This is a genomic window from Chromobacterium sp. Ag138 (genome assembly GCF_055181315.1).
The window spans coordinates 3,461,288-3,481,015 of record NZ_JBUPWA010000001.1; the positions used below are offsets into that span (position 1 = coordinate 3,461,288).

At 66.2% G+C, this 19,728-nt stretch carries 20 protein-coding genes; 14 read left to right on the top strand and 6 right to left on the bottom strand.

Features of this window, described 5'->3' with window-relative positions; all coding sequences use genetic code 11:
* The first annotated feature begins 2 nt into the window (after positions 1-2).
* Positions 3-533 (top strand): DUF2087 domain-containing protein, encoded by a 531-nt coding sequence (locus ACY3GB_RS16060; protein WP_463089631.1) that lies wholly within the window; start codon positions 3-5, stop codon positions 531-533.
* Between the two features lie 64 nt (positions 534-597).
* Here the strand turns inward: ACY3GB_RS16060 and ACY3GB_RS16065 are convergent, their stop codons facing one another.
* Complete coding sequence (locus ACY3GB_RS16065; RefSeq protein WP_463089632.1) at positions 598-1,077, bottom strand: TlpA family protein disulfide reductase; 480 nt, start codon at positions 1,075-1,077, stop codon at positions 598-600.
* A 120-nt stretch (positions 1,078-1,197) separates the two neighbouring features.
* On the opposite strand from ACY3GB_RS16065, the gene ACY3GB_RS16070 reads away from it, so the two are divergent.
* From ACY3GB_RS16070 to ACY3GB_RS16090, 5 genes are all read left to right on the top strand, one after another.
* Entirely contained in the window at positions 1,198-2,142 is a 945-nt protein-coding gene (locus ACY3GB_RS16070; protein WP_463089633.1) for a carbohydrate kinase family protein, read from the top strand.
* 219 nt (positions 2,143-2,361) lie between these two features.
* Entirely contained in the window at positions 2,362-3,648 is a 1,287-nt protein-coding gene (gene gshA / locus ACY3GB_RS16075; RefSeq protein ID WP_463089634.1) for a glutamate--cysteine ligase, read from the top strand.
* 18 nt (positions 3,649-3,666) lie between these two features.
* Complete coding sequence (gshB, locus tag ACY3GB_RS16080; protein WP_463089635.1) at positions 3,667-4,611, top strand: glutathione synthase; 945 nt, start codon at positions 3,667-3,669, stop codon at positions 4,609-4,611.
* 76 nt (positions 4,612-4,687) lie between these two features.
* Complete coding sequence (locus tag ACY3GB_RS16085; RefSeq protein WP_463090951.1) at positions 4,688-5,068, top strand: diacylglycerol kinase; 381 nt, start codon at positions 4,688-4,690, stop codon at positions 5,066-5,068.
* 84 nt (positions 5,069-5,152) lie between these two features.
* Complete coding sequence (locus tag ACY3GB_RS16090) at positions 5,153-5,521, top strand: DUF1622 domain-containing protein (RefSeq protein ID WP_463089636.1); 369 nt, start codon at positions 5,153-5,155, stop codon at positions 5,519-5,521.
* A gap of 7 nt (positions 5,522-5,528) precedes the next feature.
* Here the strand turns inward: ACY3GB_RS16090 and ACY3GB_RS16095 are convergent, their stop codons facing one another.
* The gene (locus ACY3GB_RS16095; protein WP_463089637.1) at positions 5,529-5,906 is read right to left on the bottom strand and encodes a hypothetical protein; all 378 of its coding nucleotides are present in this window, start codon (positions 5,904-5,906) and stop codon (positions 5,529-5,531) included.
* Positions 5,907-6,373: 467 nt separating this feature from the next.
* Between ACY3GB_RS16095 and ACY3GB_RS16100 the strand changes: the two genes are divergently transcribed.
* A complete protein-coding gene (locus ACY3GB_RS16100) occupies positions 6,374-6,511 on the top strand; it encodes a hypothetical protein (RefSeq protein WP_463089638.1) in 138 nt (45 codons plus the stop codon).
* A gap of 97 nt (positions 6,512-6,608) precedes the next feature.
* On the opposite strand, the gene topA is transcribed toward ACY3GB_RS16100, so the two are convergent.
* The 4 genes from topA to ACY3GB_RS16120 form a co-directional block, all read right to left on the bottom strand.
* The gene (topA, locus tag ACY3GB_RS16105) at positions 6,609-8,918 is read right to left on the bottom strand and encodes a type I DNA topoisomerase (RefSeq protein ID WP_463089639.1); all 2,310 of its coding nucleotides are present in this window, start codon (positions 8,916-8,918) and stop codon (positions 6,609-6,611) included.
* A 156-nt stretch (positions 8,919-9,074) separates the two neighbouring features.
* Entirely contained in the window at positions 9,075-9,533 is a 459-nt protein-coding gene (locus ACY3GB_RS16110) for a Smg family protein (protein WP_221667915.1), read from the bottom strand.
* 29 nt (positions 9,534-9,562) lie between these two features.
* A complete protein-coding gene (gene dprA, locus ACY3GB_RS16115) occupies positions 9,563-10,642 on the bottom strand; it encodes a DNA-processing protein DprA (protein WP_463089640.1) in 1,080 nt (359 codons plus the stop codon).
* Positions 10,642-11,676, bottom strand: coding sequence for a LysM peptidoglycan-binding domain-containing protein (locus tag ACY3GB_RS16120; RefSeq protein WP_463089641.1), 1,035 nt, complete (start codon positions 11,674-11,676; stop codon positions 10,642-10,644). The genes dprA and ACY3GB_RS16120 overlap by 1 nt, the downstream gene beginning before the upstream one ends.
* 126 nt (positions 11,677-11,802) lie before the next feature.
* Here ACY3GB_RS16120 and def point away from each other — a divergent pair, with 126 nt between their 5' ends.
* The 7 genes from def to ACY3GB_RS16155 all read left to right on the top strand — a co-directional run bounded on the left by def (position 11,803) and on the right by ACY3GB_RS16155 (position 19,536).
* Entirely contained in the window at positions 11,803-12,306 is a 504-nt protein-coding gene (gene def, locus ACY3GB_RS16125; RefSeq protein WP_463089642.1) for a peptide deformylase, read from the top strand.
* A gap of 73 nt (positions 12,307-12,379) precedes the next feature.
* Positions 12,380-13,303 (top strand): methionyl-tRNA formyltransferase, encoded by a 924-nt coding sequence (gene fmt / locus ACY3GB_RS16130; RefSeq protein WP_463089643.1) that lies wholly within the window; start codon positions 12,380-12,382, stop codon positions 13,301-13,303.
* Positions 13,304-13,426: 123 nt separating this feature from the next.
* Entirely contained in the window at positions 13,427-14,281 is an 855-nt protein-coding gene (gene htpX / locus ACY3GB_RS16135) for a zinc metalloprotease HtpX (protein WP_463089644.1), read from the top strand.
* Positions 14,282-14,347: 66 nt separating this feature from the next.
* Positions 14,348-15,598: a 16S rRNA (cytosine(967)-C(5))-methyltransferase RsmB gene (gene rsmB, locus ACY3GB_RS16140; RefSeq protein ID WP_463089645.1), complete on the top strand. Its 1,251-nt coding sequence runs from the start codon at positions 14,348-14,350 to the stop codon at positions 15,596-15,598.
* Positions 15,585-16,157: a DUF4390 domain-containing protein gene (locus ACY3GB_RS16145; protein ID WP_463089646.1), complete on the top strand. Its 573-nt coding sequence runs from the start codon at positions 15,585-15,587 to the stop codon at positions 16,155-16,157. The genes rsmB and ACY3GB_RS16145 overlap by 14 nt, the downstream gene beginning before the upstream one ends.
* The gene (locus tag ACY3GB_RS16150; RefSeq protein WP_463089647.1) at positions 16,157-18,268 is read left to right on the top strand and encodes a sensor histidine kinase; all 2,112 of its coding nucleotides are present in this window, start codon (positions 16,157-16,159) and stop codon (positions 18,266-18,268) included. The genes ACY3GB_RS16145 and ACY3GB_RS16150 overlap by 1 nt, the downstream gene beginning before the upstream one ends.
* The gene (locus ACY3GB_RS16155) at positions 18,268-19,536 is read left to right on the top strand and encodes a sigma-54-dependent transcriptional regulator (RefSeq protein ID WP_011137805.1); all 1,269 of its coding nucleotides are present in this window, start codon (positions 18,268-18,270) and stop codon (positions 19,534-19,536) included. The genes ACY3GB_RS16150 and ACY3GB_RS16155 overlap by 1 nt, the downstream gene beginning before the upstream one ends.
* Positions 19,537-19,728 lie beyond the last annotated feature (192 nt).

Genomic DNA, 19,728 nt, shown 5'->3' on the forward strand with positions numbered 1-19,728 from the left:
CCATGTCTCGCACCGTTTATCCGTTCTACAGCAGCGATATCTCGTCCCTTGCCCGCTCCCTGAAGCGGCAGTGGATGGCGGAGGCCGAAGCGCCCGGCCATCTGCAGATCCTCAACATGCTGGCACGCTCCGCCGGCTTCCAGAATTTCCAGCATCTGCGCGCCGAGCACGACCGCCCGCTCCCGGTCGAGCCGCAAACCGAATCGAATGAAGTCCGCCGCCTGCTGCGTCATTTCGACGGCGAGGGCCGGCTGCTGCGCTGGCCGAAGAAGTTCAGCGAGCAGCGCGCCTGCTTGTGGGCGCTGTGGTCGGGTTTGCCGCGCGGCGAGGAATGGGATGAGCCGGCCGTCAACGCCGCCATCCGCGCGCTGGAGGCCTTCGGCGACCACGTGCTGATCCGGCGCGAGCTGGTGGAGGGCGGCTGGATAGACCGCACCGACGATTGCCGGCGTTATTGGCTGATCGAGCCGGCGGTGCCGGAGGAGATGGCGGAGCTGGTGGGGCAGGTCAGCCTGAGAAGAGCGGGCCGCTAGGATGGAGGCCCGGCTTTGCCGGGCGTTCCGCCGTCATTTCTGATGCGGCGGAACGCCCCGCGCGTCACAGATACGGCTTTACCGCCGCTTCCAGTTTTTTCTCGTCAAGCTTGCCGGTCAGCGTCGCCGCCACCTTGCCCTGGCGGTCCAGCACCAGCGTGTACGGCAGGCCGCCGGTCTTGTTGCCCAGGCCGCGCATCAGGTCCAGCGTGTCGTCGTTGCCCAGCAGGATCGGATAGCCGATCTTCAGCTGTTTGACGAAGGGTTCCACCTGCTCCTTGCTGTCCAGCGCCACGCCGACCACTTCCACGCCCTTGGGCGACAGCTTCTTGCGCAGGCCGTTCAGCATCGGCATCTCTTCGCGGCAGGGGCCGCACCAGGTGGCCCAGAAGTTCAGCACCGTCACCTTGCCCTTGTAGGCGGACACGGCCACCGGCTTGGCGTTGAGGTCGGCGAAGCGGCTTTGCTCCAGAGAGGGCGCCGCCTGGGCGGCCAGCGGCAGCGCGGCCAGCAACAGGGAGGCGAACAAGCGTTTGGTGTTCATCGGCTTTTCCTGTGATGTCATTGGAATTGTCTTGGATTTCCGCAACTTGCGGCGATCCGGGGATGATCGAAAAATAAACTTTATGTTAAAATGTTCGATTGATTACTTTGCGGAGTGGGCATGTCTATCCTCGTCTGCGGGGCGCTCGCATACGATACCCTGTTCTCGTTCCATGGCCGATTCGACAGCCAGATCCTGCCGGATCAGCTGCACAAGATTTCGACCACCTTCCTCGCTCCGACGATGCGCCGCGAATTCGGCGGCATGGCCGGCAACATCGCCTACAGCCTGTGCCTGCTGGGCGAGAAGCCGATCGTGATGGGCGTGGTGGGCGAGGACTTCGAGCCATACCGCCAGCACCTGAAGCGGGTGGGCGTGGACGACCGCTTCATCCGCCTGATCCGCAAGCAGTATACCCCGCAATGCTTCGGCATTGCCGACAAGGACGGCAACCAGCTGATGGCTTTCCATCCGGGCGCGATGGATTTCGCCACCGAGAATCACGTGTCCGACATCAAGGACCCGATCGAGCTGGCCATTCTGTCGCCCGGGGGCTACACCGCCTTCATCCAGCACTCGCGGGAACTGGCGGCGGCGGGGATTCCGTTCATCTTCGATCCGGGCCAGGAGCTGCCGCTGCTGTCGCGCGACGAGATCCACGAGATCGTCGAGCTGGCCAGCTACGTGGCGATCAACGATTACGAGAGCGAGCTGATGCGCGAGCGCGCCGGCCTGACCGTCGACGACCTGCGCAAGAAGGTAAAGGCGCTGATCGTCACCCGCGGCTCCAAGGGCGCCGAGATCTACGTCGACGACACCGTGCATCTGATCCCGCGCGTGCAGATGCCCATCAAGCCGGTGGACCCGATGGGCTGCGGCGACGCGTTCCGCGCCGGCTTGCTGTGGGGCATCAGCCGCGGCGTGGACTGGAAGATCACCGGCCGCCTGGCCAATGTGATCGGTGCGATCAAGGTCACCACGCCGGGTTGCCAGAATCACTTCTTCGACTGGGATTCGCTGAAGGACATCTACTTCGAAGCCTATGGCGAGGAATGGCCGCTATAGCCGGCTCGGATGCCGTGCCTGGAAGGCGCCGCGTTTCGCGGCGCCTTTTTGTTTGTCCGGCGGGCTATGATGAGAATCCTGGCGAAAAGCGGGGAGAGCTCGCCGGCGCCGCAGGCGGATTTTCGCCTGCCGGACGGCCCGCATTGCGGGCCGGCACTTGAATATGACTGTCGCCACCCCCACCATTAGCGAATTCAACGTCCGTTCCAAGGGGATATCATGCCACCTGTTCCGCACCTGGCCACCGCTCTCACCGGTCCGCTTTACGAGCTGGAAAGCCGCATCCTGGCGGCCCAGCCGCAGATCGAGCACTGGTTCCGCAGCCAGTGGCATGCCCACGCCACGCCGTTCTACGGCTCGGTGGACCTGCGCAACAGCGGCTTCAAGCTGGCGCCGGTGGACATGAACCTGTTTCCCGGCGGCCACAACAATCTGAACCCGGAATTCCTGCCGCTGGCGGTGCAGGCGGCGCAGAGCGCGGTGGACAAGGTATGTCCGGAAGCGCGCAGCATCCTGCTGATCCCTGAAAACCACACCCGCAATACTTTCTACCTGCAGAACGTCGCCACCCTGGTGCACATCTTCGAGCAGGCCGGGCTGAAGGTCCGCCTGGGCTCGCTGAACCCCGAGATCACCGAGCCGACCGAGCTGGTCGCCGCCAACGGCGACAAGCTGACGCTGGAGCCGCTGGAGCGCCGCGGCAACCGCCTGGTGCTGGCCGATGGTTTCAACCCCTGCGTGGTGCTGCTCAACAACGACTTGTCCGGCGGCATTCCCGACCTGCTGAAGAACCTGGAGCAGACGCTGCTGCCGCCGCTGCACGCCGGCTGGGCGGTGCGGCGCAAGACCCACCATTTCGAAGCGTACAACAAGGTGTGCGACGACTTCGCCCGGCTGATCTCCATCGATCCGTGGACCATCAATCCCTATTTCGCCAGTTGCGGCGGACTGGATTTCCATGCCCGGGCCGGCGAGGAGCAGCTGGCTGAAACCGTGTCGCAGATGCTGGACAAGATCGGCCGCAAATACCGCGAATACGGCATCGACAACGATCCCTTCGTCATCGTCAAAGCCGATGCCGGCACCTACGGCATGGGCGTGATGAGCGTGAAGAGCCCGGACGAGGTGATCGGCCTCAACCGCAAGGCGCGCAACAAGATGTCGGTGGTCAAGGAAGGCCTGGAGGTGTCCGAGGTGATCGTCCAGGAGGGCGTCTACACCTTCGAGACCGTCACCGAGGCGGTGGCCGAGCCGGTGGTCTACATGATGGACCGCTATGTGATCGGCGGTTTCTACCGCGTGCATACCGGCCGCGGCATCGACGAGAACCTCAACGCGCCGGGCATGCACTTCGTGCCGCTGTCGTTCGAGACGGCCTGCCTGCCGGACCGCAAGGGCCTGCCCGACTGCGCGCCCAACCGCTTCTACGCCTACGGCGTGATCTCGCGGCTGGCGCTGCTGGCGGCCTCGCTGGAGCTGGAAGCCACCGACCCGGACGCCGAATAACCCCGCTGGAGCACAGACATGCGCATCCTGTTCATTGCCGACCCGCTGGAACATTTCAAGATTTACAAGGACACCACCTTCGCGATGATGGAGGAGGCGCACCGCCGCGGCCACGCGCTCAGCTTCGCCGAGGCGCGCCAGCTGTCGGTGGAGGGCGGCCGCCTGCAGGTGGACGCTTGCGACCTGGCCCTCACCGAGGATCGCCAGAACTGGTACAAGCTGGGCCAGAAGCTGCGCCAGCCGCTGACCGCCTTCAGCGCGGTGGTGATGCGCAAAGACCCACCGTTCGACATGGAGTACCTGTACGCGTCCCAGCTGTTCTCGCTGGCCGAGGAGCAAGGCGTCAAGGTGTTCACCAGCGGCCAGGCGCTGCGCGACTTCAACGAGAAATTGGCCATCCTGCATTTCCCGGAGCTGATCTCGCCGACGCTGATCACCGGCGAGGCCCACCGTCTGCGCGCCTTCGTCAACCAGCATCAGGATGTGATCCTGAAGCCGCTGGACAGCATGGGCGGCGACAGCATCTTCCGGGTCAAGCCGGACGACCCCAACCTGTCGGTGATCATCGAAACCATCACCTGGCGCGGCAAGCGCACGGTGATGGCCCAGCGCTACATCCCGGAGATCCGCGACGGCGACAAGCGCATCCTGGTGATAGACGGCGTGCCGGTCGACCACTGCCTGGCGCGGATTCCCGCAGCCGGAGAGACCCGCGGCAACCTGGCGGCCGGCGGCCGCGGCGAAGCCCGGCCCTTGAGCACGCGCGACCGCGAGATCGCCGAGGCGGTGGGGCCGGAGCTGAAAAAGCGGGGCATCCTGCTGGCCGGCCTCGACGTGATCGGTAACTACCTGACCGAGGTCAACGTCACCAGCCCGACCTGCTTCCGCGAGATCATGGACCAGACCGGCATCAACGTCGCCGGCCTGTACCTTGACGCGCTGGAGCGGCGCTGCCAGCACTGAGCGCTTTGCCGCGCGGCGCATCCGCGCTACCATGCCGGTCTTTTGAAAGCCGGCGCCGCCGGATTGTGGAGCGATGATGGGAAAACTGCAGGAGAGTCCGTTCAAGGGCAAGACCGGTGTCACCCGGCTGGTCAACGCCTTCGGCTATTCGCTGGACGGCCTGAAGGCGGCGTTCCGCTATGAGGACGCGTTCCGCCAGTTGACCATTCTGGCGCTGATCCTGATCCCGGCCGCCTTCATCGTCCACACCACGCCGCTGGCCCGCGCGCTGCTGGTGGCCAGCAGCCTGGCCACGCTGATCATCGAGCTGCTCAATTCCGCGATCGAGGCGGCGGTCGACCATACCTCGCTGGAGCGCCATCCGCTGGCCAAGCGGGCCAAGGACATGGGCAGCGCCGCCCAACTGTTGGGCCTGATCAATCTGGCCACGGTCTGGGGCATCGTGCTGTTCGGCTGAGGGAACCGAACGCGGCCGTCCGGTTCTGACAACAAGGCCCCGCTGCGGCGGGGCCTTTGTCTTGTCCGGAAACAGGAGAGCGATATGTGGATTTCCCCGCAACAGGCCGGCGTCGAAGAGTGGATGCAGAATCTGGCGCTGTGGCTGAAGCTGGCGGTGGAGGCCTGCGGCGCGCTGGCGATCGCCGTCGGCGTGCTGGTGGTGGCGGGGCGCTGGTTGCGGCAGGCCCTGGCCGGGCAGCGTAGCGACTACAACCGGCTGCGGCTGACCTTCGCGCGTTTTCTCGCCCTGGCTCTGGAGCTGCAGCTGGCGGCCGACATCCTGTCCACCGCGGTGGCGCCCAGCTGGGACCAGATCGGCAAGCTCGGCGCCATCGCCGTGCTGCGCACCGCGCTCAATTACTTCCTGGCGCGCGAGATCCGCGAGGCGGAGGCCAGCCGGGCCGCTGCCTGACCGGGCCTCAGCATTGTCTGCGGTATAGATAGCCGGGATAGACGCGGATGCAGCCCGGCTCCTCCGCGACCTTGCCTTGTTCGCCCAGCAGCTGCCAGCGCGAGTCGCGCGCGACCAGGGTGCGGTATACCGGGCTGCCGGCTTGGTAGAACATCAGATCCTGGCCGCGGAAGGCGTCCAGCGGCAGCAAGGGGCGCTCGGACGCCGGCAACAGCATCGCCGCCGCGTGCGGCGTCATGTCGGCGATCTGCTCGCGGTCGGCGGCGGACAGGCCGAAGAAGGCGATCAGGAAGGCAACGGGCAGGATCAGGTAGGCGTGGCCCGCGAGGCCAAGCAGGGTGAGGATGGCGGCGCCGGTGAGCAGGAAGTGGCTGCTGACTTTCATGGTTTCTATCCATTGATGCGGACGTTGCGGTCCCCAGGATCTGCGCGGGCGGCCGTGTCGCGACAACGCTCCGCGGTGCCGGGACAGATTGGGTCGAGGGAGGCGCGCCACAGGCCGCGATTATAGCGCTGGATGAACAGTGCTTTTCCATATAATCAATCACTTATCTATGATGCCGGCTTGCCGCCTGTAACGGCCGGGTTTGCCCGGGTGATGCCGATCCGCAACAGCGGCGGCTGAGGCCGGCTGCTCCTGAGCCGGGGCGCCCTCTGTCATGGGCACCATGGCGCTTGGATGCGCCGCATCCGGCGGCCGTCGACTACTCAGGCCGCAGCGGCCAGCCTCTCTGCAAGGCCCATGCCTTTCTTTCTCGCATCGCATTGCGTCGCCGCGCTATGCCGGCCGTTTCACGCGGCACTTGGAGGGGCTGAACGGCAGACGGGGGCCCCGCCGCGGTGGAGATTGGCATGCTCTGGTGCGCGCCGCATTCGAACAGCCATTATCTGCAGGCCGTCGACTTGCTAGGGGAGGTCGGCGCGGCGCCGACCTTGCGCAGCGTGCATGTGCCTATGGGCTATTTCACCTTTTTGGGAGAAACCGAATAGGCGGGATATCTCTGCCTAGGCTTTGAATATGGCGAAAAAAACAGCCCTGTCGGCAACGCCGCAGGGCTGTTTGTTGATCGGTTCCGCAGCGTCGCGCTTACGCCTCTTCGGCGGGCGTTGCTTCCTTGCCTTCCGGCGGCGCGATCTGCTCGGCGTAGCCGCATTCCTTCTGCGGGCACACCTTCTCGGTGCCGCGGCGCTTGGTGGTCTTGATCGTCAGGATCGGCCAGTTGCACTTCGGGCACGGCTCGGCGATCGGCGGGTTCCAGGTCGCGTACTTGCACTTCGGATAGGTGTTGCAGCTGTAGAACAGCTTGCCGTAGCGGCTCTTGCGCTCGATCAACTGGCCGGTCTTGCATTCCGGGCAGGTGACGCCGGTTTCGCGCGGCTTCTCCAGCGGCTCGATGTGCTTGCACTTCGGATAGTTGGCGCAGCCGATGAACTTGCCGTAGCGGCCCTTCTTGATGTGCAGCTCGCCGCCGCAGTCCGGGCAGGAGCGGCCTTCGATCACCGTCGGCGCTTCGGCTTCCTCGGCCGCCTGCTCCGCTGTCTCGCCCAGGTTGCGGGTGTAGTCGCATTCCGGGTAGCCGGTGCAGGCGATGAAGCGGCCGCGCTTGCCGAACTTGATCGACAGCGGCTTGCCGCATTTCGGGCAGTCCTCGTCCAGGCTCTCGGTGGTGACCTCGGCGCGCGAGATGCTTTCCTTCTCGTCGATCTGCTTCTTGAAGCCCTTCCAGAAGGTGTCCATCACCGGCACCCACTGGCGGCCGCCGTTGGCGATCTCGTCCAGCTGGTCTTCCAGCTTGGCGGTGAAGTTGTAGTCGACGTACTGGGCGAAGTGCTCGGTCAGGAACTTGTTGACGATGTCGCCGGTGTCGGTCGGCAGGAAGCGCTTCTTGTCCAGGATCACGTATTCGCGGTCCTTCAGCGTCGAGATGATGCTGGCGTAGGTGGATGGCCGGCCGATGCCGAACTCTTCCAGCGCCTTCACCAGGCTGGCCTCGGAGAAGCGCGGAGGCGGCTGGGTGAAGTGCTGCTCGCCGTACAGCTTGTCCACCGGCAGCTCTTCGCCTTCGGCCAGCTGCGGCAGCTTGGCGTTGTCTTCGTCCTCGGCGTCGTCGACGTCTTCCTCGTACACGGCGAGGAAGCCGGCGAAGGTCTGCACCTGGCCGCTGGCGCGGAACACGCCTTCGCCCACCAGGATGTCGACGCTGGTGGTGTCGAACTTGGCCGGCGCCATCTGGCAGGCCAGCGTCCGCTTCCAGATCATGTCGTACAGCTTGAACTGGTCGGTGGTCAGGAAGGGTTTGACCATTTCCGGCGTGCGCAGGATGGAGGTCGGGCGGATCGCCTCGTGCGCTTCCTGGGCGTTCTTGGCCTTGCTCTTGTAGGCGACCGGGTTTTTCGGCAGGAAGTCGGCGTCCCACTTCAGGCCGATATAGCCGCGGATCTCTTCCACCGCCTCATTGGCCAGCGCCACCGAGTCGGTACGCATATAGGTGATCAGGCCGACGGTGCCCTGGCCGATGTCCATGCCTTCGTACAGCTGCTGCGCGGTGCGCATCGCGCGGTCGGTGGTCATGCCCAGCTTGCGCACGGCCTCCTGCTGCAGCGTCGAGGTGGTGAACGGCGCGGCGGGGCTGCGCGATTTCTTTTTCTTCTCGATGGAGCCGACCGTGGCCGGCTGGCCCTGCAGCCGGGCCAGCACGGCGGCCTGCTCGGCTTCGTTCGGGATGTCGAACTGGTCGAGCTTCTTGCCGGCGAGCTGGGTCAGCTTGGCCGAGAACTTGGTGCGGCTCTTGTGGCTGTCGAGGTGGACCGACCAGTATTCCTGCTGCTCGAAGGCCTTGATCTCGTTCTCGCGCTCGCAGATCAGGCGCAGCGCCGGACTCTGCACGCGGCCGGCGGACAGGCCGCGGCGTATCTTCTTCCACAACAGCGGCGACAGATTGAAGCCCACCAGGTAGTCCAGCGCGCGGCGCGCCTGCTGCGCGTCCACCAGGTCCTGCGCGATGTCGCGCGGGTTCTGGATCGCGTCCAGCACCGCGTTCTTGGTGATCTCGTGGAACACCACGCGCTGGGCGGTCTTGTCCTTCAGCAGCTTCTTGCTGTTGAGGATCTGCACCAGGTGCCAGGAAATGGCCTCGCCTTCGCGGTCCGGGTCAGTCGCCAGGTAGACGTGGTCGGCTTCGCGCACCGCGCTGACGATGGCGTCGACGTGCTTGCTGTTGCGCGCGATCAGCTGGTACTTCATCGCGAAGTCTTTTTCCGGATCGACGGCGCCGTTCTTCGGCACCAGGTCGCGCACGTGGCCGTAGGAGGCCAGGACCTCGAAGTCCGGGCCCAGGTATTTTTTCAGCGTTTTCGCCTTCGATGGCGATTCAACGATCAGGAGGCTGGAGGGCATATTATCTTTTCAGCAAAATTCGAGGCCGGACGCGCCCGGCCGACACATCTTGTTATATCCGTCAAACAAAACAAGAGCGCAAGGGCGCTCTTGAATGCTAAATAGGGTCACGATCGGTCGGCGGCATGTTAAGCCCGCCGCACCGAGGCTGACAAGCTATTGCATGGTTGGTTCGCCATGCACCGCTTCCAGCAGCGCCTCGCCCAGCAAGATGGGCAGTTCCGCCTGTTGCGCCCACAACACCATCAGCACCAGCAGCTTGGCGGTATCGACGTCCAGATCCTCGGGGTCCAGCTCCAGCAGGCGGTCGATCACCATTTCGCGCTGGGCGGGGCTGAGCGCGCCGTTGTCTTCCAGAAACTGGATCAGGCCGCGCACGTCGGGCGGCAGGTGTTCCAGCTCGCTGTCGGCGTAGATGCGCAGGCCGCTGCCCTCGTCGGCGCCCAGATAGGGCTCGACGCTGGTTTCGCTGACGCTGTCCAGCCAGTCCAGCGCTTCGCCGATGTCGTCGTCGTCGAAACCGACGGCGTTCAGCTGGCGGGTCAGCGCGCCGCGATCGCCGAAGGCGGCGGGATCGCTGTATTGCTCGAATAGATAGGTGAGTACGTCAAACATCGGTATTTTTCGTGAAGAACGCTGAGCGCTCAGAGTTGTGCGAGCCGCTGGAAGCGGCCGCCCGGCAGGCTGGCCACGCGGCCAGCCAGTTCCAGTTCGAGCAGCATCGCGTAAACCTCCCCGGGAGTCAACCCGAGCGTCCCGGCCAGCGTGTCCGCCAGCACCGGCTCCCAACCCATGCTGAGCAGCAGCGGCGGCGCTTCCGGCTCCGCGTCCCGCGCGATGCCGGCCGGCGCGGCGGGCAGCCGGCCGATCTCGTCCAGCACGTCGTCCACGGTCTCCACCAGCCGCGCGCCGTCCTTGATCAGCCGGTGGCAGCCGCGGGCCTGGGCATTGTGGATGCTGCCCGGTATCGCCATCACGTCGCGATTGTTCTCCATCGCCAGCCGCGCGCTGATCAGCGAGCCGGAGGCGGTGCCCGCCTCCACCACCAGGCAGCCGAGGGCGAGGCCGGCGATGATGCGGTTGCGGCGCGGGAAATGGCCGGCCAGCGGTCCCATGCCCAGCGGGAACTCGGACAGGATCAGGCCTTCCGCCGCGACGCGGTGCGCCAGCTGGCGGTTGGACGCCGGATAGACGCGGTCGATGCCGGTGCCGATCACCGCGATGGTGGACGCGGGGTGCGCCAGCGCGCCGTGGTGGGCGGCGGCGTCGATGCCGCTGGCCAGGCCGCTGACGATGGTGTAGCCGTGGGCGGCCAGCGCGGACGAGAAGTCCTCGGCGTTGCGCTTGCCCTGCGGCGTGGCGGCGCGGCTGCCGACCACGGCCAGCATCGGCCGCGCCAGCAGTTCGCGCCGGCCGCGGGCGAACAGCAGCGGGGGCGGTGACGCGGCTTCCGCCAGTTGCGGCGGGTAGTCGTCGTCCTGCAGCGTGATCAGGTGGCAGCCGTCGCCCTCGGCCCAGGCGAGCGCGGCCCGGGCCGGCTCCGCGGCCGCGCCGGCCTGCAGCGCCTCGGCCGCCTCGCGGCCCACCAGCTTTTCGGTTTGGGCGGCGCGGGCGGCGGCCGCGTGTTCGGCCGAGCCGAAGGCGTCGATCAGCTTGAGAAAGCCGACCGGCCCGATGCCGGGCGTCAGCGCCAGCGTCAGCCAGGCTTGCAGTTCAGTGGTCATCAGTCTTCCGGCGTGGCGACGCTGTCGCCGACGTAAAGGGCGCCCAGGCTGTCCAGCACCAGCGCGTAGGACACCTTGTCGAACACGCGGTAGACGAACAGCGAGCCGGCCTGCTCGGTCGGCAGCTGGGTTTCGCGCTTTTTGCCGGCGGCGTCGGCGATGGTGATGGTGTTACCCTTCTTGTAGATGCCGAACACCAGGCCCGGCTCGATGCGGTTGCGCGCGCCCAGGTTGATCGCCACCGTCGAGTACTGGGCGGCGCCGTCTATGCCCTGGTAGACGGCGATGATCTTGCCGCGCAGGTCTTCTTCCGGGCGGCGCGGCACGTAATTGACGAAGGCGGCCTTGGGGGCGCGCACCAGGTGGTCGCCGACCAGCACTTCGCCGGCCACGTTGCGGACGGTCAGCGTCTGGATGTCGGGACGCAGCTTGTCTACCGCCAGATCGCCACCATATACGGCTTCGACCCCGAGCACTTCCTTGCTGTCGGGGTCAAGCAGCTGCTTGCCCAGCCGGTACGCCTGCCAGGTGCCGTTCTCGGTCACGCCGCTGGCGTAGACGCGGTCGCTCTGGGTGATGGTGAGCCGCTCGTCCGGTCCGGCGACCAGCCTCGGCCCGGCGGCGAACTGGGCGGGATCGACCACCAGCGGCCGCGCGAGAAAGGGCTCGATCGCCTCGGCGGGAATGCTGGCGATGGCGCGGTCCAGTTCCTCGGGCCTGGCCTGGGGAGACAGCTTGACCTCGCGCTGGACGTCGGAAGCCAGGCTGAGCCTGGGTCGGCCGTTGACGTAATCGAGCACCAGCACATTGCCCGGGTAGATCCAGTGCGGGTTGCGGACCTGGTCGCGGTTCATCCGCCACAGCTCAGGCCAGCGCCACGGGCTTTGCAGGTAATGGCCGGCGATGCCCCACAGCGTGTCGCCGCGCGCGACGGTGTAGCGCGAGGGGGCGTCGGGTTTGACGGTCAGGTCGTCTGAAAAGGCGGGAAAGGCCAGCCCCATCAGCAGGGCAAGCGATATAATGCGTTTACGCATGCGAGGAATCCCAATTTTGATGCCGGCGCGCCAAGGCGCGGCGCCGGAGAGGAACGAAGCTGCGCCTAACCGCTCTATTATCGACGCGGGCGCGGCAATACGACAACTTGGAGTGAGTGGATAGCAATGGCGCTGTTGAACATTTTGCATTACCCGGACGAAAGACTGCACACGGTGGCCAAGCCGGTGGAGGTTTTCGACGCCGCGTTGCAGCAGCAGATAGACGATATGTTCGAGACCATGTACGAGGCCAAGGGCATCGGCCTGGCGGCCACGCAGGTCGACTACCATCGCCGCCTGGTGGTGATGGACATCTCGGAGGAGCGCGACGAGCGCCGGGTGTTCATCAACCCGGAAATCGTCGCCAAGGACGGCGAGACCGTCTATGAAGAAGGCTGCCTGTCGGTGCCCGGCATCTACGACAAGGTGACCCGCGCCGAGCATGTCAAGGTGAAGGCGCTGGACCGCGACGGCAAGCCGTTCGAGCTGGAGGCCGACGGCCTGCTGGCGATCTGCATCCAGCACGAGATCGACCACTTGAACGGCGTGGTGTTCGTCGAGCGCCTGTCGCAGATGAAGCAAGCCCGCATCAAGACCAAGCTGAAGAAACGCGAAAAGCAGAACATGTGATTTCCGGCCGGATGGCCAGGAACAGGCGGCGCCGCGCGACGGCGCCGCTGTCGTTGTCGGGGAACTGATCAAGATGAAACTGATTTTTGCCGGTACGCCGGAATTCGCCGCCGCCGCGCTGCGCGCGCTGATCGACGCCGGCCACGAGATCGCGCTGGTGCTGACCCAGCCCGACCGTCCGGCCGGACGCGGCATGAAGCTGAAGCCCAGCCCGGTCAAGGAAGTGGCGCTGGCCCACGGCCTGCGCGTCGAGCAGCCTGAAAAGCTGCGCGGCAACCTGGAGGCGCAGCAGATGCTGCGCGACGTCGGCGCCGAGGTGATGGTGGTGGCCGCCTACGGCCTGATCCTGCCGCAGGACGTGCTGGAGATTCCGGCGCGCGGCTGCCTGAACATCCATGCGTCGCTGCTGCCGCGCTGGCGCGGCGCGGCGCCGATCCAGCGCGCCATCCTGGCCGGCGACGCGGAAACCGGCATCACCATCATGCAGATGGACGTCGGCCTCGATACCGGCGACATGCTGAGCATCCACCCGCTGGCGATCGCCGCCGACGAGACCGCCGCCACGCTGCATGACAAGCTGGCCGCCTGCGGCGCGCACGCCATCGTCGAGACGCTGGGCCGCCTGGACGCGATCCAGCCGCAAAAGCAGCCGGAAGACGGCGTCACCTACGCGCAAAAGCTGTCCAAGGCCGAAGCCGAGGTCGACTGGACGCTGCCGGCCGAGGATGTCGCCCGCGCGATCCGCGCCTACAATCCGGCGCCGGGCGCGTTCACCGCGCTGAACGGCGAGCCGCTGAAGCTGTGGCTGGCCAGCGCCGAGCCCGGTTCCGCCGAGCCGGGCGCGGTGGTGTCCGCCGACGCCGACGGCGTGCTGGTGGGCGCCGGGCAGGGCCTGGTGCGGCTGGCCGTGCTGCAGGCAGCGGGCGGCAAGCGGCTGGCCGCGCGGGATTTCGTCGCCGGCAAGAGCCTGCCGGCGGGAACCCGGTTGGGCGTTTGACGCACTAAGAGTTTGCTTGCGGTCTTTTTCCCGCGGCGGCGGCTCTGTGCCGGCCGCGGGGCTGGAAGAAAGATCGCGCGCAGTCTCTAAAAATAGGCAAACCCGCAGTTGCGAGAGGAGAGCATGAACGATAACTGGCTGAAGACCACGCTGCTGATGGCCGCGATCATGGCCCTGTTCGTCCTGATCGGCGGCATGCTGGGCGGCAAGGGCGGCATGCTGCTGGCGCTGTTGTTCGGCGGTGGCATGAATCTGTTCGCCTGGTGGAATTCCGACCGCATGGTGCTGTCGATGTACAACGCGCAGGAGGTGGACGCCAACAGCGCGCCCGAATTCTACGGCATGGTGGCGGAGCTGGCGCAGCGCGCCGGCCTGCCGATGCCGCGCGTCTACGTGATCCACGAAGACCAGCCCAACGCCTTCGCCACCGGCCGCAATCCGGAAAACGCGGCGGTGGCCGCCACCAGCGGCATCATGCGCATGCTCGACTACCGCGAGCTGCGCGGCGTGATGGCCCACGAGCTGGCCCACGTCAAGCACCGCGACACGCTGATCTCCACCCTTTCCGCGACGATGGCGGGCGCGATTTCCGCGCTGGCCAACTTCGCGATGTTCTTCGGCGGCCGCGACGAGAACGGCCAGCCGGTCGGCTTGCTGCCGCGGTTGGCGGTGGCCTTTCTCGCCCCGGTGGCGGCCAGCCTGATCCAGATGGCGATCTCGCGCGCGCGCGAATTCGAGGCCGACCGAGGCGGAGCGGAAATTTCCGGCGATCCGCTGGCTTTGGCTTCCGCGCTGCAGAAAATCGAATATTATGCCCAGGGCATTGCGATGCCGGCCGCCGAGGCGCACCCGGAGACCGCGCAGATGATGATCATCAATCCGCTGTCCGGCGGCGGCGTCGGCGATTTGTTCCGCACCCATCCGCACACCGCCGACCGCATCGAACGGCTGCACGCGCTGGCGCGCGGCGCCTACTGACGCAGGCCCTTGAACCGACCCGCGGCCAGTCCCCCGGACTGGCCTTGTTTCATCGAAAGACACACCATGCATCAAATTCAGCAACTGGCCGCCGAGATCCTGGCCCGCATCGAGGCCGGCACCACTCTCACCGACGCGCTGGCCGACGCCCAGCGGCAGGCCGGCAAGCTGACGCCCGCCGAACGCGGCGCGCTGCAGGACCTGAGCTACGGCAGCCTGCGCCACCTGGGCGTGCTGCGCCACTGCCTGCGCCAGCTGGTGCCGCATCCGCTGCCCGAGCCGCAGGTGGAGCGCCTGCTGCTGATCGCGCTGTACCAGCTGCAATACACCCGCGCCGCGCAGTACGCGGTGGTGCACGAGGCGGTGACGCTGGCGGGCATGCTGGCGCGCGGCAAGTTCAAGGCGCTGGTCAATGGCGTGCTGCGCAACTTCCAGCGCCGCCGCGACGAGCTGCTGGCCAACGCCGCGGCCGACGAGGTGGCGCAGGCCAACCATCCGGACTGGTGGGTGGCGCGGCTGAAAGCGGCCTATCCCGCCGAATGGCGCGGCATCCTGGACGCCAGCAACGTCCATCCGCCGCTGACGCTGCGCGTCAACCGCCGCCGCATCTCGGTGGACGACTACCTGGGCAGGCTGGAGGAGGCGGGCCTGACGGCCAAGGCCCTGGGCGACGACGCGGTGCAGCTGGCCCGGCCGGTGGCGGTGCGCGATCTGCCCGGCTTCGCCGACGGCCTGGCCTCGGTGCAGGACGAGGGCGCGCAGCGCGCCGCGCACTGGCTCGACTTGCAGCCGGGCCAGCGGGTGCTGGACGCCTGCGCCGCGCCGGGCGGCAAGACCGGCCACATGCTGGAGCGCGCCGACGTGGAGGTGACCGCGCTGGACATCGACGGCGCGCGGCTGGCCCGCGTCGGCGACAATTTGCGCCGGCTCGGCCTGTCCGCCCAGCTGATCGAAGCCGACGCGTCGCGGCCGGACGACTGGTGGGGCGGCCGCCCGTTCGACCGCATCCTGGCCGACGTGCCGTGCTCGGCTTCCGGCGTGGTGAGGCGCCATCCGGACATCAAATGGCTGCGCCGGCCCGGCGATTTCGCCGCGCTGGGAGCGCAGCAGGCGGCGATGGCCGACGCGCTGTGGCCGCTGCTCGCCAGCGGGGGAAAAATGCTATACGCTACCTGCTCGATTTTTCCCGAAGAAAACCGCCAGCAATTGGAGGGCTTCCTCAAGCGCCACGCGGATGCGGTGTGCCTGAAAGAAGAACAACTGCTGCCTTGTGAGCGACATGACGGCTTCTATTACGCGCTGCTTGAGAAACATTAGCCTGCTGTTGGCTCTACTCTGTTGCCTGCTGCCGCCGGCGCTGGCCGACACCATAGGCTCGCGCCGCGCGGAGGCCGAGGTGATGGCCGACGGCACGCTGGCGGTCAGCACCCGTTTCCTCACCAAGCTCACCCCCAGCCTCAGCGAGGCGCTGGAGCAGGGGGTAGTGCTGGGCTTCCGGCTGGAGTTCGAGCTGACCAAGCCCCGCACCACGTCATATTATCTGTCGCTGCGCGAGTGGTTCGACCCGCACGCGCGGCTGGCTTTCAAACTGTCCTACCAGCCCTTGACCGGCCGCTACCGCGTCACCATCGGCAGCCTGTCCAATTACTACCCCACCTTGCGCGAAGCCTTGTCCGCCCTCGGCGCGATTCAGGGTTGGCGCGTGCTCAATCCCGGCACGCTGGATCCGAAGAAGCCCGGCCAGGTCGCCGGCCAGGTCCGCTTGCTGCTGGACATCGGCGAGCTGCCCAAGCCCTTCCAGATGAACGCGCTGGGCTCTGACGACTGGTCGCTGGATTCCGGCTGGATCAAGCTGGACGTCAAGGACGCCGGCTGATGCGCTACGCCACCATCGCGATGGCGACGGTCGGGGCCATCCTGCTTTACCTGCTGGCGGTGGCCACCGGCAACGCATCCAAACTCAACGATTATTACTGGTGGGTGTTCGGACTGAACAGCCTGCTGCTGCTGGCCCTGCTCGGGGTGGTAGGCCGCCAGTTGTGGCGCCTGCGCCAGCGGGTGAAGAACCGCGTGTTCGGCGCCAAGCTGACGCAGAAACTGGCGCTGATGTTCGCCGGCGTCGCGCTGGTGCCGGGCCTGCTGGTGTTCACCGTGTCGGCGCAATTCCTGACCCGCAGCATTGAAAGCTGGTTCGACGTGCGGGTCGAAGCGGCGCTGGACCGCGGCCTGGTGCTGGGCCGCAGCGCGCTCAACTACGTGCTGGACGATGTCGGCCGCAAGGGGCGGATGGTGCAGGAGGAAGTGGAGGCGCTGCCGGACGGCGTGCTGCCGGTGCGGCTGGAGCGGCTGCGCGAGCAGCTGGGCCTGAAGGAAATCGCCATCTTCAACCGCGGCAACGGCCAGTTGCTGGCCTTCGCCGGCGGCGACGCGCGCGGACTGCCGCAGTCCCCGGGCCACGAAGCGCTGCGCGGGGTCAAGCTGCGCACGCCGCAGCAGAGCATAGAAAACGACGGCAACAACGGCCTGGCGCTGAGAGTGCTGCTGGCTTACCGGGGGCCGGGCGAGCAGACGCGGGTGCTGCAGCTGCTGCAGGCGGCGCCGGCCGACATCAGCCGCGACGCCGAACAGATCGAAAGCGCTCGCTCCGAATATCGGCAATTGCTGCTGGCGCGGCAGGGCTTGCGCACCTTCTACATGCTGACGCTGGCGCTGGCGGTGCTGCTGGCGCTGACGGCGGCGCTGGCCTTCGCGCTGTTCCTGTCCGAGCGATTGTCGGCGCCCCTGTCCGAGCTGGCGGCCGGAACCCGGGCGGTGGCGCAGGGCGACTTTTCCAAGCGCCATCCGGTTTATCGCCGCGACGAGCTGGGCATGCTGACCACGCTGTTCAACCGTATGACGCAGCAATTGGACGAGGCGCGGCAGGCGGCGGAAAAGAGCCGCGGCGAGCTCGAGGGCGGCAAGCTTTATCTGGAAAGCATATTGGCCAACCTGTCGGCCGGCGTGATCGCCTTCGGCGGCGACTGGCAGATCCGCGCCGCCAATACCAGCGCCTCGCGCATTTTGGGCTTCGATTTCAGCCAGCTGGCCGAGCACCGTTTCCCCGAGTGGGGCGGCGTGATGCCGGCGGTGGCCAGCCTGGTGGAAACGGTGATGCAGCACGCCGACAGCGACGTCGAGAGCGACTGGCAGACCCAGCTCGGCTACGACGCCGCCCAGGGCGAGCGCACGCTGCTGGTGCGCGGCGCGCGGCTGCCCGAGCACTCCAGCGACGGCTACGTGCTGGTGTTCAACGATATCACCGAGCTCGCCCGCGCCCAGCGCGATGCGGCCTGGGGCGAGGTGGCCAAGCGTTTGGCGCACGAGATCCGCAATCCGCTGACGCCCATCCAGCTGTCCGCCGAGCGGCTGGCGATGAAGCTGGCGGACAAGCTGGAAGGGCCGGACGCCGACATGCTCAAACGCTCTACCGACACCATCATCAAGCAGGTGGGCGCGCTGAAAAGCATGGTGGAGGCGTTCCGCGATTACGCCCGCGCGCCCAAGATCAAACTGGTGAAACTTGATCTCAATCAGGTGATCCGGGAGGTGATGGCCCTTTACGAATCCAATCCTGCTGTTAAGATTGCGCTGGACGAAGTTCCGCTGATGATCATGGGGGATGCGGCTCTGCTGCGGCAGGTGCTGCATAACCTGATGCAAAACGCCCAGGATGCAGTCCTTGACGTTGGCATCCCGATGATTCAAATTAGCAGCCGACAAGAAGAAGGAAACGCGCTCGTCAGCGTCGAGGACAATGGCGCGGGCTTCGGCCCGGACATTCTCAGACGCGCGTTCGAGCCATATGTGACCAGTAAAGCCAAGGGAACCGGTCTTGGACTGGCCGTGGTCAAGAAGATTATGGAAGAACACCATGGACAGGTCATTTTGGGGAACGCCGGGCAGCATGGGGCGCGTGTCCTTCTCTCCCTGCCATTGCTGGAGGCCTAATGCGTAGCAGCGACATTTTGATTGTGGACGACGAGATCGGCATCCGAGAGCTGCTCTCCGAGATCCTGCAGGACGAAGGTTATACCGTGGCTTTGGCGGAAAACGCCGAAGTGGCCCGCCAATTGCGCAACCAGACCCGGCCGGCGCTGGTGCTGCTGGACATCTGGATGCCCGACTGCGACGGCGTCACCCTGCTGAAGGAATGGGCCAAGTCAGGCCTGCTCAACATGCCGGTGGTGATGATGTCCGGCCACGCCAGCATAGACACCGCGGTGGAAGCCACCCGCATCGGTGCCTTCGACTTCCTGGAAAAGCCGATCGCGCTGCAGAAGCTGTTGACCACCGTTCAGCGCGCGCTGAAGTACGGCGACATGCAGGCCAACACCTCGCTGAATCTGGACAAGCTGGGCCGCAGCGAGCCGATCCAGGAACTGAAGCGCCAGCTGGAGCGTGTGGCCAAGGTCAAGTCGCCGGTGCTGCTGACCGGCGAGTCCGGCTCCGGTTTCGAGCTGGTGGCGCGCTTTTTCCACCAGGGCAACACGCCCTGGGTGACGCCGGCCAAGCTGGAGCAGCTGGCCGACGCGCCGCTGGAACTCTTGCAGAAGGCCAATAACGGCGTGCTCTACCTGCCGGAGATCGGCCAGTACAGCCGTCGGGTGCAGCAGGGCCTGCTGTTCCTGCTGTCCAAGCTCGACCGCTTCAATGTGCGCCTGATCTGTTCCTGCAGCCGTCCGCTGCAGGAGCTGCTGGTGGACCCCGAGTGCGACAACCGCCTCTTGACCGCGTTGTCCAGCGTGATCGTGCCGATCCCGCCGCTGCGCGAGCACGCCGAGGACATCACCTTCATCGCCGAGCAGATCCTGGTGGAGCTGGTGGAGTCCAAGCAGGTGCCGGCGCGCAAGCTGACCACCGCGGCGCTGAACGCGATGCGCCAGTACGACTGGCCGGGCAATCTGGAGCAGCTGCGCAGCATCATCAAGAGTCTGGCGCTGACCGCCGAGTCCGACGAAGTCGACGCCGCCGAGGTCAACAAGGTGCTGGCCCAGTTCCGCCACGAAAAGCCTGTGGAGGAGTCGGGCTTCGACTTCAATATTCCGCTGCGCGAATTGCGCGAACAGCTGGAGCGCCGCTATTTCGAGTACCACATCTCGCTGGAAAACGGCAATATGAGCCGGGTGGCGCAGAAGGTGGGCCTGGAGCGTACTCACTTGTACCGCAAGCTCAAGCAGCTGGGCATCAAGTTCGCCCGCAAGGTGGCGGAGGAGTAAGGCAAAACGCCTGATGCTGCGTTGCGGTAATGTTGGGCTTCGCTTTGCTCAGCCCAAGCTACCAGGCGCGCCTTGTCTCAGGCGTTTTGCTCGACACAAATCGCTTATCGACGCCAGCCTTTGGGGCTGGCGTTTCGCATTCTGGAGCATGAGCATGGAGCAAGACCGCGAGCTGGACGACGAGGCGCTGCT